The following is a 14,036-nucleotide window of genomic DNA, read 5'->3' on the forward strand; positions in this document are numbered from 1 at the left end:
TACGGGAATTCACTTGTGGTGAGTAAGGGTGCCGGGCAGGATCCCGGCTCGACGGGCGGGAGAGGCTGACATGATCGACGGACCGTACTTCGTGCTGACGGTGCTGGGTGTGCTCGGGACCGGCCTGGTGGCCGGGGTGTTCTGCGGCTTCTCGACCTTCGTCATGCGGGGCCTCGCCACGTTGCCGCCCGCGCAGGGGGTCGCCGCGATGAACGCGATCAACGTGGCCGCGGTGACGCCGCCCTTCATGGTCGTGTTCCTCGGGTCGGCGGTGCTGTGCGCGGTGATCGCCGTGGTGACGTTCGTGCTGTGGCCGGAGGAGGGGACGGTGGAACTGCTCTTGGGCAGCGCGCTGTATCTGTTCGGTTCGTTCGGGCTCACCATGGTCGCGAACGTGCCGCGCAACGACGCGCTCCTCAGGCTGGAGCCGGGAACGCCGGAGGCGGCCGCGTACTGGCCGGCGTATGTGCGCGAGTGGACGATGTGGAACCACGTCCGCACGGTCGCCTCGGCCGGGGCGGCGCTGGCGTACGTGCTGGCGCTCACCTGACGGCGCTCACCTGACGGCTGTGGCGACGGGCAGCGCCCCGGACGCGGACGTATCGTGGCCGGAGGAGTACCGCCCGACGACGCACGGCCTGCCACACGCGCACGCAAGGAAGACGGCCATGGCCGATCCCAAGGGTTTCATGACCACCCCCGCCAGGACTGGCCGCGGCGGCCGGTCGAGGAGCGGGTGCGGGACTGGGACGAGGTCTACGTCCCCGGCGCGCTGCTGCCGATCATCAGCAAGCAGGCGGATCGCTGCATGGACTGCGGCATCCCCTTCTGCCACGAGGCCTGCCCGCTGGGCAACCTGATCCCCGAGTGGAACGACCTGGTGTCGAGGGAGGACTGGCGGGCGGCCGCCGACCGGCTGCACGCCACGAACAATTTCCCGGAGTTCACCGGCCGGTTGTGCCCGGCGCCGTGCGAGGCGGGGTGTGTGCTGGCGATCAACCAGCCGGCCGTCACCATCAAGAACGTCGAGTGCGCGATCGCCGACCGGGTGTGGGAGGAGGGCTTCGCGCCGCCGAGGCCGCCGGAGCGGCTGTCCGGCAAGACGGTCGCGGTGATCGGTTCGGGGCCCACCGGGCTGGCCGCGGCCCAGCAGCTGACCCGGGCCGGGCACACGGTCGCGGTGTACGAGAGGGCCGACCGGCCCGGCGGGCTGATGCGGTACGGCATCCCCGAGTTCAAGATGGAGAAGCACCATCTGGAGCGGCGGCTGGAGCAGATGCGGGCCGAGGGGACCAAGTTCCGTACGTCGACGTCGGTCGGGCAGGACATCGGGGCCGCTGAGCTTCGGACTCGCTACGACGCCGTGGTGCTCGCCACGGGTGCGACCGCGTGGCGTGAACTGACGGTGCCGGGGCGGGAACTGACGGGGGTTCACCAGGCGATGGAGTACCTTCCGCTTTCCAACCGGGTGTGCGCGGGCGATCTGGAGGCCTCCCCGCTGGCGGCCGCCGGGAAGCACGTCGTCATTGTCGGCGGCGGCGACACCGGGGCGGACTGCCTGGGCACGGCCGTCCGGGAGGGTGCCGCGTCGGTGACCCAGCTGGACATCTACGCGCTGCCGGAGGCGCAGCGCGACGAGGACGCCGAGCCCTGGCCGACGTTTCCGATGCGGATCTACCGGCTGTCCGCCGCTCACGAGGAGGCCCGTGATCTGCGGACCGCTCCGGTCGCCGACGCGGACGCGCGGCTGTTCGCGGCGTCCACGCTGCGCTTCGACGGGGACGCGGAGGGACATGTGCGGTCTTTGCACCTGGTCGAGGTGGACGCGCGGCGCCGCCCGGTGGAAGGCACCGGGCGGACGCTCCCCGCCGACCTCGTGCTGCTCGCCCTCGGCTTCTCGGGACCCGACCGGCAGGACGGGCTCGTAGACCAGCTGGGGCTGGCGATGGAGCCCCGGGGGACCGTCTCGCGTGACGCCGGTTTCGCCACGAACGTGCCCGGGGTGTTCGCCGCGGGCGACGCCGCCCGGGGACAGTCGCTCATCGTCTGGGCGATCGCCGAGGGGCGGGCGGTGGCGTCCGCGGTCGACCGTCACCTGACGGGCAGTTCGCGGCTGCCGTCACCGATCGGGCCCTACGACCGGCCCATGGTGGTCTAGTACGACCGATCCAGGGTGTTCCAGAGCGACGACCGCGCTGGAGGCGGTCACCGCTCGTCCGTGCCCGCCACCTTCGCCGTGGACAGTGCCACCCGGTTCCAGGTGTTGATGGTGCAGATCAGGGCCATGACCTGGGCCAGTTCCCGTTCATCGAAGAGGGACGCGGCCTGCGCGTAGACATCGTCGGGGACGCCGGCGTCGGCGACCAGGGTCATCGCCTCCGTGAGGGCGAGGGCCGCCTGTTCCCGCTCGGTGAAGAAGTGGCGGGCCTCGCGCCACACGGCGACCATGTGCAGCCGGTCCTCGCTCTCGCCGGCCTTGCGGGCGTCGTTGGTGTGCATGTGGAGGCAGTACGCGCAGTGGTTGAGGTGCGAGGCGCGGATCTGGATCAGTTCGACGAGGGCCGGGTCGAGGCCCTCGCGGGCGGCGGCGTCGAAGGCGATGAGGGCCCGGAAGGCCTTCGGGGCGGACTGCGCGAACTCCAGCCGGTCCGTGCCCGTCGAATGCGTCCGCGTCGAGTGCGAGTTCATCGTGTGTGCGTTCGTCGTGTGCGCGTTCGTCGTCATGTCCCTCAATCTACGAGGCGCAAAGACCCAATGTAGGGTGCATTTCCATGGCGAATTCGTGGGTCAATTCCGCGGAGCGGATCGGGTCCGACCTGCATCTGGAGCTGTCCGGGCCGGGCGGCCGGCGCGCGGCGCTGATCCGGGCGCTGCGCGAGGCCGTACGCGACGGGCGGCTCGCGCCGGGCACGCGGCTGCCGCCGTACCGCTCGCTCGCGGCGGACCTCGGGGTCGCCCGCAACACGGTGGCCGACGCGTACGCGGAACTCGTCGCGGAGGGCTGGCTCACCGCCCGTCAGGGCTCGGGCACCCGGGTGGCGGAGCGGGCCGAGCCGCTGCGTGCCGCCCCTCGCGTGCCCAAGAAGGCACCTCCACGCGCGCGTGGCCCCCGGCACAACCTGCTGCAGGGCACGCCGGACGTCTCGGCGTTCCCGCGCGCGGCCTGGCTGGCCTCCTACCGGAAAGCCCTCCAGCAGGCGCCCAACGAGGTGTTCGGCCCGGGCGACCCCGCCGGTCGGGCCGAACTGCGGGAGTCGCTCACGGAGTACCTGGCCCGCGCACGGGGCGTACGGACCGAGCCCGGCCGGATCGTGATCTGCTCCGGCTTCGCGCACGCGCTGCGGCTGCTGTTCGGAGGCGGCGTCCTACGCGGGCCCCTGGCGGTGGAGGCGTACGGGCTCGGATTCCACCGGGAGGTCCTCGCGGGCGCCGGGATGCGTACCGTGCCGCTCCCCCTCGACGAACACGGCGCCCGGGTCGACCGGTTGGGGCGCGAGCGTGCCGTGCTGCTCACGCCGGCGCACCAGTTCCCGACCGGCGGACCGCTGCACCCCGCGCGCCGTGCCGCCGTGATCGACTGGGCACGCGCGCGTGGCGGGCTGATTCTGGAGGACGACTACGACGGGGAGTTCCGCTACGACCGCCGGCCGGTCGGCGCCGTCCAGGGGCTCGACCCCGAGCGCGTGATCCACATCGGCTCGGTCAGCAAGAGCCTGTCACCGGCGGTGCGGCTGGGCTGGATGGTGCTCCCGGAGCGGTACGTCGAGGACGTACTCGCCGTGAAGGGCGAGCGTGAGGCATGGGTGAGCGTCCTCGACCAGCTGAGCCTCGCCGACTTCATCGTCTCCGGGTCGTACGACCGTCATGTACGGCGGATGCGGCAGCGGTACCGGAGCCGCCGGGACCGGCTCGTCGCGGCACTCGCCGAGCACGCCCCGCAGGTCGAGGTCACGGGCGTCGCGGCCGGGCTGCACGCCGTGCTGCGGCTGCCGCCCGGCACCGAGGCGTCCGCGGTCAAGGCCGCCGTCTGGCGGGGCATCGCCCTCGACGGCCTCGGCGCGTTCCGGCACCCGGACACGGACATGGCGGTGAGCGACGGCCTCGTCGTGGGATACGCGACTCCCACCGAGCATGCCTACGGGCCGGCCGTCGAGGCGCTGTGCGGTGCGCTGCCGCCGCCGTCGACGGGGGATGCGAGGCCCTGAGCGCCGAGCCCGCCTACGGCGACGGACGCGGGCGCGTGCGGCAGCATGCCCCCGCCCCTTGGTCATCCGCGATTCCGCGGGCGAGTACGGAGGCGTACTGAGAGTCGTATTGCCGTCGCGGACCGGCCCGCGTCCGCCCGCGGGCGGGTCGAGCCGTCAGGCCCTCGACGTCGGCGAAGTGCGCAGGGCATCGCGCCAACGCCGGTCGTCCGGGCGTTCCGCAGGAGTCGTACGCCGGTGAGCACGCACCCCGAGCACTCCTGAGAAAGGGAGGATTCGCCTTGCCACGGGTTACCGGCAACGGAATCCTGCTTGCTGTTCGGAACCGCGGGATCACGGCGACAAAGGCGTCGGCCTGCGGCTTGGTTCGGTCGTGAAGCCGGGGGGACATCGGTGACGGACTTTGCTTTTGACCCACCTGACCCGCCTGACCCACCACCTCCACCACCACCCCCTCCGCCGCCTCCCCTTCCCCTGCCGGATCCTCCTCAGCCGGCGCCTGCCCCGCTGCCGGAGCCGCCCCGGATGCCCGATCCGCCGCCCGTCGCGGACCTCCCGTATCCGGTCAGTGAACCGGCCGCCCCGGTCGCCGACACCTGGGAACCTCCGGACGCCTGGGAACCTCCGGAGCCGGCGAAGGCTCCTGATCCGCCGCAACAGCCGGATCCGGGAGACAAAGCGGCGCTCGACGCGCGGGACGAAGCACAACGAGTGGAGCAGCAACTGGGTACAGCCGCAGGGCAAGGAGCCACCGCGGCCAATGAACTGGCCGCCGCGGCCCAGGCGGACAAGGCCGTCATCGAGGCCAACGCGACCGCGGACCTCCTGCAGCAACAGCGGCTGGACGACCAGGCCGCGGACGCGGCGCGCCGGCAGGACCTGGAAGTGGATCGCGCTTTCACCGAGTGGGACCGGAACGGAACGGCAGAACAGTCCGCGTACGAGACCACTCAGCGGCTCGCCAAGGGACTGGCGGGAGAGAAGGCCGCTGCTGAGGCCTTGGCATCCGAGGGATACGACGTCCTGTACTACAAACCTGATATCGCGGGCACGAATCAGGGGGGAATCGATATCGTCGTCCAGAAGGACGGACAGCTCTTTCTGGTGGACAACAAAGCGCTGGAGGGCTGGCGCAATGTCAGTTCCGTGAGTGCCCTGGACAAGAACCTGACGGCGAACACGCAGTCCATGGCCGAGCTTTTCGATACCTACGCGAACGATCCCGCGCGGCCGGCCGTCGAGCAGGAGATGTATGGCGCCGCGGCCGAAAAGCTCCGCAGCGGCGGCTACGAGAAAGTGGTCACGAACGCGAACCTGGCCGCCGTCTCCGGATTTCCCCAGGATGTCTCCGGCCGGCTGGACGAACTCGGTTTCCAGATGTGGGATCTGATGGGAAAGGCGAGTCCGCACGACCCGGCCAGCGGTGCGGTCGAGCCCGGAACGCAGCAGTCCTGAAGCCCGGAAGAGGATCATGGCGGCACATCGAAAGCACTCGCTGGGCGCTGCCTGGCGTGAAGCGCGCAAGCTGACGAGTGATGCCGTCTCGGCCGGGATGTCCCGTGCGGAGACGGCGAATCCGGAATACGTGGGGCGCATGAAGGACGCACGCGCCAAGGCCGCTCAGCGCGCCAAAGAACTCGGCCGCACGGCTTCGCGCAAACGCGGCGAGTTGACACTGCGCTTCGCCGCCACCTCTATGGGTACGGCCACGGGGCGCGGCGCGGCGAAGCTGGGAAGCGCCATGAGCACGCTTCCCGTGCTCTCTCTGCCTTCGGATGTCTTCAACGAGCGAAACGGCATCAACCGCCTCGCGGAGAGGTTGCAGGAATCTCCTGACGACCCCTTCGTCAATCTGGTCCTCGCGGAATCGATCTCCCGCATGCAGCGGGAGCTGCTGACCCTGACAGCCGTGCGCACCGCGGTCACCATGTCTCCCGTGGCCCTGCTGATGAGAGAAAGCATGAAGACCGCGAGCGCGTTGAACAGGGCGAATGAATTACCCCTGGTCGACAAGCTGCTGAAGCGGGCCTACGGCATGGCGATGACCCGGCTGCGCACGCAACCCGGCGAGCCGGCGTCGCTCCACATCATCTCCCGCGTCTACCTCGCGAAGCGCAATCCGCAGGGATGCCTGAAGCCGGCCCTGCTGGGTGTCTGCCGAGACGACGCCCCTGGGGAAAGCGGACCGATCTTCTACACCATGAGCAGGGCCTATCAGGCCTTGGGAGACAAGGAGAACGCGCGGTCCTCCGCCCAGGCCGCGATCGACGACGACTTCTCTCTCGGCTGGCTGACGCTCAGCGACCTGATTTACGAGGACCCGGAACTGGCAACCGCCAAGGCACGCCACCATGCGTATCTGGAGGCTCTTTCCCACGTCGCGCAGGAAGACCTCACCTGTTACGCCGGAATCGACCCGCAGACCAAGGAAATCGCCAAGAGCGTCTATGCGCTGCAGAAGACCAAGGCCCTCACCGCGTACGCCGACGCCAACCAGGCTGTGAAACGCGTCCACGAAAACGTGACGCAGCGCATCTCGGCTGCCAGGCAGGTGACCGACAAGCCTCGGACCCCACCGTCCCTGCCACCGGGCGGAGGCACGGATGGATGACATCTTCGCGATGCTCGATGAACTGTTGCTCGATCTCGGCGACGCTGAATCAGTGTCGCCGGACATCGACTTCGGCCAGGAAGCGCACTGGGCACCTGTGGAGGTTCCCGCACAACTCCCCACCGAACTCACGGACCTCCTGGAGCTGTCCGACTCCCCGTCTCCCTCGGACCCGGACACCACTGCCGCCGCGGCTGACGGAGTCAAGTGGGTGACGTTCCCCAATCCCTTCCGCGACGACGAGGGGTAGGCCGCGGGGCCGACACAGGAGATGCGGGACGCATCCACGCGGAGAGCTACGGCTTGCGCGCCACCGCCCCGTACCCCGGAATCACCCCGTCGTCCTGCCCCGGCACGGGCTCGCCCAGCTCGGGGTGCCAGTGGTGGGGCACCTCGACACCGGGTTCGACGAGGTCGATGCCGTCGAAGAAGCGGGTGAACTCCTCGCGGGAGCGCAGGGCCAGGGTGACGCCGGCGGCGCGGAGCTTCTCGGTCGCCGCCCTGGACTCCTCCGGTGTGAAGTCGGCCGTGGCGTGGGTGATCACCAGGTAGCTGCCGGAGGGCAGTTCGGCGAGCAGCCGGCGGACCAGCTCGTGCCCGCCGTCCTCGTCCGAGACGAAGTGCAGCAGCGCGATGAGCGACAGCGCGACGGGCCGGCTGAAGTCCAGTACCTTCCGCGCGCCCTCCAGGATGGCGTCCGGGTCGCGGACGTCGGCCTGGAGGTACTCGGTGACGCCCTCGTCCGTGCCGCGCAGCAGGGCCGCCGCGTGGGCCAGGACGATGGGGTCGTTGTCGCAGTAGACGACCCGGGCGCCCGGGGCGACCTCCTGTGCGACCTGGTGGAGGTTGGGTTCGGTCGGTATGCCGGTGCCGATGTCCAGGAACTGCCGTACGCCGTTCCGGGCCAGCCAGCGGGTGGCCCGGTGCATGAAGGCGCGGTTGACGCGCGCCATCACCGGCACCCTCGGGTCGAGGGCCAGCATCTGACGGCCCATCTCCTCGTCGACCGAGTAGTTGTCCTTCCCGCCGAGGTACCAGTCGTACATCCGCGCGGGGTGGGGTCTGGTCGTGTCGATCTGTACGGCCGTCGTGGGGTCCTGCCCGGTCATGAGGCACTCCGTAAGGCACAAAGGGTGGTCAATTCAACACCAACGTCGCTAAGTTCAGCATCAGGAAGTCGAGCGGCAGAGAGTCGAACGTCGGAGAATCGAGCGTCAGCAAAGGCGATCACGTCAGGACAGCAGGAAGTCCGCCTTCCCCGCCTTCGCGCCCTCGATGAAGGCCGTCATCTCGTCGGTGGTGTAGATCAGCGCCGGACCGTCGGGGTCGGTGGACTGACGGACGGCGATCCGGCCGTCGGCGAGCTTCATCGCCTCCAGGCAGTTCCCGCCGTTCCCGCCGCTCCACGGTTTGTGCCAGCCTTCGCTGCCCAAGTCACGCGCGGGCATGCCGTTGTAGACCTGTTTGCGCGGCTTGATGCGATCCATTCACAGCTCCTTGCGGAGATCCCGGAGGATCTCCTTCGTGCGATGTGCCGTAGCGGCCTGCGCCGCCATGCGGTCCATGACCTCGAGGTGGGTCGCCACCTCGGCGCGCGCGTCGAGATAGACCGCGCCGGTCAGGTACTCGCTGTAGACCATGTCCGGAAGTTCGGGCATGGCGAATCGGAACAGCACGAACGGCCCGTACGTGCCCGGGTGCGGCCCATTGGCGAACGGGGCGACCTGGAGCGTCACGTTGGGCAGCTTCGTGGCCTCGAGCAGTCTGTCGATCTGGGCACGCATCACCTCCGGGCCGCCGACCGGGCGCCGCAGCGCGGTCTCGTCCATCACGACCCACAGCCGGGGCGCGTCCTCACGGGTGAGCAGGTCCTGGCGCTGCATGCGCAGGGCGACATGACGCTCGATGTCGTCGGGCCGGGTCTGTCCGATGGCGCCGGAGCGGAGCACTCCGCGCGCGTAGTCCTCGGTCTGCAACAGGCCGGGGACGAAATGGGGTTCGTAGCTGCGGATGACGTCGGCCGCGCCCTCCAGGCTCACATACATTGAGAACCAGCCGGGCAGGATGTCGTGAAAACGCTGCCACCAGCCGGGCTTGTTCGCGTCCTCGGCCAGCTGGACGAAAGCGTCGGCCTCCTCGTCGGAGATTCCGTAGGCCTTCAGGAGCAGTTGCAGGTACGGGATCTTGAGCGCGACCTCGGCCATCTCCATACGGCGGACCGTGGCAGGGGCGACGCGGAGGATGCGGGCAGCCTCCTCGCGCTTCATCCCGGCGCGTTCCCGCAGGTCCAACAGGCGTCGGCCGAGGACGACCTGGCCGACCGTCGGCGCGGACCGCGGTTCGCTCACGCTCCACCTCCATGAAGAGTTCTGACGAGCCGGCCACGAAAAGAACGCTGACAGCCCGGCGGCGCCATGCGAAGACCCTTTCGAAGAGCTGATCCGAACCGATGTTTCGAACGAACCTTCGATGATCTCAACTGGCGCCGCGCGAAGAGCTGTTGCGATGCAGTGTGCCACGGCCTTCCAGACCGTCACAGCGCACTCTGCAATTTTCAGAGTGACACTTGCCAAGTGTTCACGGCGGGGCGATAGTGGCAAGCGTGATTCCGTCCGCGCCCTTAGGAACAGACGCCGCCGCAGGCCCTCTCGGCCTCGGTACCGCCGGAGTCGGCCCCGACGGGGCCGCTGCCGAGCGCCGGTTCCGTTTCGAGCTGGCCGCACATCCGGGTTCCCCCGCACAGGCCAGACGCCTGACGCGGGCCCGGCTGACCGGCTGGTCGGTGTGCGAGGACACGTGCGACAGCGCGGCCCTGGTGGTTTCCGAACTGGTCACCAACGCCATCGTGCACACGGCGAGCACGCACATAGTGTGCGAACTCCACGACGGCGACGACCTGGTGCGGATAGCGGTGCGTGACGAGGGCTGCGCTCCTGGCCAGCCCCACGCGGCCGGCCGGGCGCGGCCCGAGGAGGAGCACGGGAGGGGACTGCTTCTCGTCGACGCCCTCTGCGAAGCCTGGGGTGCCCATGAGCGCGGCCCCGGGCTGCTGGTCTGGGCCGAGCTGCCGCGCACGGCGGACACTCTCCATGACCCGTCGGAGCCGCGGAACGACCTGGGCTGGGGCGCTCGCCCGAAGCCGGGTCCTTCCGACGACTCGGACGACGGGGACGGAGCCCACCAGGCGCGACACACGAGGAGCGCCCCGGAGGTCCCCGCGCAGCGGCGACACCGAGAGCAGGGGCGGCATGACGTCCGCGCACGGTGGCCGCGTCCGGAACCTGGACACCCTGGCCCGCCTCCGGCGCGGGCTGCGTACACCGCCGGGCCCGGCCCTGCGCCTGCCCGTGCCCGACGGCATGACCGCGCCGCTCGGCTGCGACGCGGTCGCTGTTCCCGTCCCTTTCGGCCGGCTGGTCATGCCCCGGCTGCCCCGCGCGGGCTGTGTCTACGCCGACGGCACGCACTGGTGGTGGCTGGTTCCGGCCGACTCCGACCACGCCCTGGAGTGGCCCGCACCCGCGCGGTACGCCCCGTGCGCGGTCCTCCCGGACACCCCGGAGCTCCCCGCGCTGATCCACCGCCCGGACGGCAAGCTCCCGTACACCCCGCCGATACCGCTGTACCTGGCCCTGTGCCGCGTGACGGGGACGGCTCCGGCGTGGTCACGGCCGGTCAGCGCGTAGGACTTGCCGAGCGGGGCCAGGGTGGGGCCGAGCGCCGCTCAGCCGGCACGCAGCACTCGTCAAGCCAGACCCCGGCCGGCGCGCACGCCTGGCCCTGCACGTCCCGGCCGACACACAGAACCCGCCGAGCACGCCCCGGTCGGCGCGCGCAGGACCCGCCGAGCACGCCCCGGGTCGGCGCTAGTGCCAGGCCCTGCATGACCCCTCCGCCGCGCACGCCCACCCCTGCATGACCCCTCCGGCGCGTAGGCCCCCCGAAGCACATCCCAGCCGAAGCTCACGCACCACCCCCGCCACCCCGCGCCGCCCCACAACTCCCCCGGTCCGGTCGTGCGCCCGCGCGCATCCGGCGCCCCGGGCTGCGCCCTGCCCGGGTGGGCTCCGCCCCGCGATAGTGGCCGTTCGTTCACGAGCGGGGCCTGAGCGGGGAGGTCGGTCGACGGTGGGGAAGAAGCGGACCGCGCCGGAGGTGTCCGAGTCGGAGCGGCTGCTCTTCGGCGGGCCGCTGCGCTACGACATGGGCTGGAGCCAGCACGCCGACGCGTTCCTGGAACTGAACTTCCGCGCCATGATCACAAGGTTGCCGTCCCTGCTGGCGTCCAGCCTCCGGCTCGCCCGGCAGGCCGACCGGAGCGCCGCGCGGATCGTGCTGGCCTCCGAGGCGGGCCGGGGCGTCGCACAGGCGGTGAGCCTCCTCGCGGTCAACAGCGTCCTGGCCCGGCTGATGGGCGGCGGGCCGATCGACGAGCGGCTGCGCGGAGCCGTCCCCGCGCTGGTCACGGTGGCCCTCGTGATGCTGCTCGCGGCGCTGCTGCGGGCCGCGAGCACCTACGCCACCGGCCGCTTGGAGCCCAAGGTGGAGCGGGTGGCGACCGAGCGGTACCTGGAGCGGGCGGCGAGCGTGGAACTGGCCGCGATCGAGGACCACGCCTTCCACAAGCTGCTGGACACCGCACAGTACGGCGCCGCCTCCGCCCGCCGGATGATCATGTACGGGACGCGTGTGATCAACGCGATGATCTCCCTGGTCGCGGCGGCCGGCGTACTGACCGTGTTGCATCCGGCGCTGCTGCCATTGCTGGTGACCATGACGCTGCCGAGCGCCTGGAGCGCGCTGACCGTGGCCCGGCGGCGCTACGAGTCCTTCCACGCCTGGGTGCAGCATGCCCGCGCGGGCCGGCTGCTGGGCAATCTGCTGATCGAACCCGAGGCGGCCCCGGAGATCCGGGTGCACGGCGTGGGCGCGTTCCTGCTGCGGCACTTCCGCGCGATGTCGGAGACGGCCGAGGCCGAGCAGGCCCGTCTGGCCGGGCTGGCCGCCCGTACCGGCCTGATCGCGGCGGCGTTGACGGGCCTGGCGACAGTGGCGACGTACGCGACGCTCGGCGGACTGCTGCTGGCGGGTTCCATGGCCCTGTCGGTGGCGGGTACGGCCGTGATCGCGATCCGGACCGGCTCGCAGAGCCTCGACACACTCGTGGTGGAGGTCAACGCGCTGCACGAGGAGGCCCTCTTCGTCGGCGACCTGCATCGGCTGTACACGGAGGCGGCTCAGCGCGCGATCCCGGCGGGAGGCCGGGCGCTGCCGGAGGATCCGCGCGAGATCCGCTTCGAGAGCGTCACGTTCCGCTACCCGGGCGACTCGGCCCGCCCCGCTCTCGACGACGTGACGCTCACCCTGCCGCTGGGCCGGATCGTGGCACTGGTCGGCGAGAACGGCTCCGGCAAGACGACCCTGGTGAAGCTGCTCGCCGGGCTGTACACCCCGGAGCGAGGGCGGATCCTGTGGGACGGCGTGGACGCGGCGACCGCCGACCGGCATCTGCTGGCCGAGCGGATCGCGATGGTGGCGCAGGACTTCAAGCGGTGGCCGTTCACGGCCCGGGTGAACGTCGCCCTGGGGCGTACGTCGGCGCCCGTGTGCGAGGACCGGCTGGCCGCGTCGATCGCCGAGGCCGGAGCGGAGACGGTGGTCGCGGACCTGCCGCACGGCCTCGACACGCTGCTCGCCCGCAACTTCAGCGGCGGGCACGAACTGTCGGGCGGCCAGTGGCAACGGCTGGGCATCGCCCGGGCGGCCTATCGCAGGGGCCGCATCCTGATCGTGGACGAGCCGACGGCGGCCCTGGACGCACGGGCGGAGCTGGAGGTGTTCGAGCGGATCCGCGCCCTGGCCGACAGCGGCCAGACGGTCGTACTGATCACGCACCGGCTGGCATCCGTGCGCCATGCCGATCTGGTGCACGTCCTGGACCAGGGCCGGCTGGTGGAGTCCGGGACGCCGGACGAGCTGCTGGCCACCGGGGGGCTCTACGCCGAGCTGTACGCGCTCCAGGCGGAGCAGTTCACCCAGCCGCCCACAACGGTCACGCCGCCCCCGACCGCCCCGCCGGTCACGAAGGTGCCGGCCCCGAAGGCGGGCTGAGCCGCGCCTTGCCCGGGCCGTCCGTCAGGCCGTGGCGTCGGCGCTGTCCCCGCTGCGCACGATCACCAGGAACATGTCCGTCGCGAGGTCCATGACAACCTCGGCAGGCAGGCCTTCCAGACGCCGCGCCTGCGCGAACTCCTCCGCCGGCCAGGAGCCACGCGGCCCACCGGCGGGAAAGCGCTCGAGCACCGTTCGCCCGTTCACCACCCTGCACCTCCATGTCGCGCTGTACTCGTAGAGTTAAACGCCAACGATGGGGTGAACGGCTCGCGAAGTGACGGTTCTGAGACGTAGTTGACACTCGTTCACCGCCAAGTGTGACCAACCTCTCAGCCTCTTGGCGGATGTGCTCACTTTGCGTGTCAGCCGTCGTACTCGTCGTGATAGCGGACGCGCTCGCTTCCCGCAGGCGCCTCAAGAGCCGACGCCCGCCCCTTGGGCTCCTCCCACGCCTCCTGCCTGCCCAGCGCGGTGAGGTCCAGCAGGCTGGTGGTCGAGCCGAGGCCGTCGAGACCGCGCCCGTACGTCGAGTAGGTGTGGAAGACCCGGTCACGGTCCCGCAGGAAGCAGCTGAGGCCGGGCCGCTCGGAGAGCTCCCCCTCACGTTCGAGCGTCACCTCGAAGTCGCGGTTGAAGTCACTGCCGTGCGACGAGTACCAGGGCACCGTCCAGCCCATCCGGGCCTTGAAGGGCAGAATCTTCGGGAATGGCGCCCGGGAGACGGCCGCGAACGACGTGTCACGGGCCTCGAGATGGGCGAGATGCCCTATTTGATCCAGGAACCCCGAGCAGCTTCGGCAGCCGGCGTCCCACTCGGGCGCGAACATGAAGTGGTAGACGACGAGCTGGTGCCGCCCCTCGAACAGGTCGAGCAGGGTGGCCTTGCCGTCCCCGCCCTCGAACACGTACTCCTCGTCGACCGCCACCATGGGCAGTCCGCGCCGCTCGGCGCCCAGCGCGTCCCGCGCGCGGGTGGCGGCCTTCTCCTTCACCAGCAGTTCCGCGCGCGCCGCGCGCCACCGGTCGCGCGAGACGATCTCCGGAAACGACATGAACCCCTCCCGTACCCTTCCTGCGGCAACGCTCCGTCCGGGGTGGTGACCGGT

General features: G+C 70.6%; 13 protein-coding genes and 2 pseudogenes. 9 read left to right on the top strand and 6 right to left on the bottom strand.

The genetic code is table 11. From position 1 onward, the window contains the following. The first annotated feature begins 70 nt into the window (after positions 1 to 70). On the top strand, positions 71 to 550 hold the full coding sequence (locus ACQEV8_RS10820) for a DUF1772 domain-containing protein (RefSeq protein ID WP_432959354.1): 480 nt from the start codon (positions 71 to 73) through the stop codon (positions 548 to 550). A 118-nt stretch (positions 551 to 668) separates the two neighbouring features. After that, positions 669 to 2,158, top strand: a pseudogene (locus ACQEV8_RS10825) (glutamate synthase subunit beta). 47 nt (positions 2,159 to 2,205) lie between these two features. On the opposite strand, the gene ACQEV8_RS10830 reads toward ACQEV8_RS10825, so the two are convergent. After that, positions 2,206 to 2,688 carry a carboxymuconolactone decarboxylase family protein gene (locus ACQEV8_RS10830; protein ID WP_432972601.1) on the bottom strand — a complete coding sequence of 161 codons (483 nt, stop codon included), beginning with the start codon at positions 2,686 to 2,688 and terminating at the stop codon, positions 2,206 to 2,208. Positions 2,689 to 2,771: 83 nt separating this feature from the next. Here ACQEV8_RS10830 and ACQEV8_RS10835 point away from each other — a divergent pair, with 83 nt between their 5' ends. The 4 genes from ACQEV8_RS10835 to ACQEV8_RS10850 all read left to right on the top strand — a co-directional run bounded on the left by ACQEV8_RS10835 (position 2,772) and on the right by ACQEV8_RS10850 (position 7,066). Continuing rightward, positions 2,772 to 4,205 carry a PLP-dependent aminotransferase family protein gene (locus ACQEV8_RS10835; protein ID WP_432959355.1) on the top strand — a complete coding sequence of 478 codons (1,434 nt, stop codon included), beginning with the start codon at positions 2,772 to 2,774 and terminating at the stop codon, positions 4,203 to 4,205. A gap of 525 nt (positions 4,206 to 4,730) precedes the next feature. After that, a complete protein-coding gene (locus ACQEV8_RS10840) occupies positions 4,731 to 5,660 on the top strand; it encodes a hypothetical protein (protein ID WP_432959356.1) in 930 nt (309 codons plus the stop codon). 16 nt (positions 5,661 to 5,676) lie between these two features. Next, entirely contained in the window at positions 5,677 to 6,816 is a 1,140-nt protein-coding gene (locus ACQEV8_RS10845; RefSeq protein WP_432959357.1) for a hypothetical protein, read from the top strand. Beyond that, positions 6,809 to 7,066: a hypothetical protein gene (locus ACQEV8_RS10850; RefSeq protein WP_432959358.1), complete on the top strand. Its 258-nt coding sequence runs from the start codon at positions 6,809 to 6,811 to the stop codon at positions 7,064 to 7,066. The genes ACQEV8_RS10845 and ACQEV8_RS10850 overlap by 8 nt, the downstream gene beginning before the upstream one ends. Positions 7,067 to 7,112: 46 nt before the next feature. Here the strand turns inward: ACQEV8_RS10850 and ACQEV8_RS10855 are convergent, their stop codons facing one another. The 3 genes from ACQEV8_RS10855 to ACQEV8_RS10865 form a co-directional block, all read right to left on the bottom strand. Then, a complete protein-coding gene (locus ACQEV8_RS10855; protein ID WP_432959360.1) occupies positions 7,113 to 7,925 on the bottom strand; it encodes an SAM-dependent methyltransferase in 813 nt (270 codons plus the stop codon). Positions 7,926 to 8,048: 123 nt separating this feature from the next. Then, positions 8,049 to 8,303, bottom strand: a complete 255-nt coding sequence (locus tag ACQEV8_RS10860) for a DUF397 domain-containing protein (RefSeq protein WP_184596785.1) — start codon at positions 8,301 to 8,303, stop codon at positions 8,049 to 8,051. Then, on the bottom strand, positions 8,304 to 9,164 hold the full coding sequence (locus ACQEV8_RS10865) for a helix-turn-helix domain-containing protein (protein WP_432959362.1): 861 nt from the start codon (positions 9,162 to 9,164) through the stop codon (positions 8,304 to 8,306). Between the two features lie 218 nt (positions 9,165 to 9,382). Between ACQEV8_RS10865 and ACQEV8_RS10870 the strand changes: the two are divergent. The 3 genes and pseudogenes from ACQEV8_RS10870 to ACQEV8_RS10880 all read left to right on the top strand — a co-directional run. Continuing rightward, a pseudogene (locus ACQEV8_RS10870) lies at positions 9,383 to 10,060 on the top strand (ATP-binding protein); the annotation flags it as partial. 4 nt (positions 10,061 to 10,064) lie between these two features. Beyond that, the gene (locus ACQEV8_RS10875; protein WP_432959364.1) at positions 10,065 to 10,502 is read left to right on the top strand and encodes a hypothetical protein; all 438 of its coding nucleotides are present in this window, start codon (positions 10,065 to 10,067) and stop codon (positions 10,500 to 10,502) included. Positions 10,503 to 10,944: 442 nt separating this feature from the next. Then, the gene (locus tag ACQEV8_RS10880; protein ID WP_432959365.1) at positions 10,945 to 12,927 is read left to right on the top strand and encodes an ABC transporter ATP-binding protein; all 1,983 of its coding nucleotides are present in this window, start codon (positions 10,945 to 10,947) and stop codon (positions 12,925 to 12,927) included. Between the two features lie 24 nt (positions 12,928 to 12,951). Here the strand turns inward: ACQEV8_RS10880 and ACQEV8_RS10885 are convergent, their stop codons facing one another. After that, positions 12,952 to 13,134 (bottom strand): hypothetical protein, encoded by a 183-nt coding sequence (locus ACQEV8_RS10885; RefSeq protein ID WP_189728827.1) that lies wholly within the window; start codon positions 13,132 to 13,134, stop codon positions 12,952 to 12,954. A gap of 158 nt (positions 13,135 to 13,292) precedes the next feature. Further along, entirely contained in the window at positions 13,293 to 13,982 is a 690-nt protein-coding gene (locus tag ACQEV8_RS10890) for a DUF899 domain-containing protein (RefSeq protein ID WP_432959367.1), read from the bottom strand. Positions 13,983 to 14,036 lie beyond the last annotated feature (54 nt).

Origin of the sequence: Streptomyces sp. CA-179760, from assembly GCF_050937045.1 — a bacterium.
Taxonomy (GTDB): domain Bacteria; phylum Actinomycetota; class Actinomycetes; order Streptomycetales; family Streptomycetaceae; genus Streptomyces.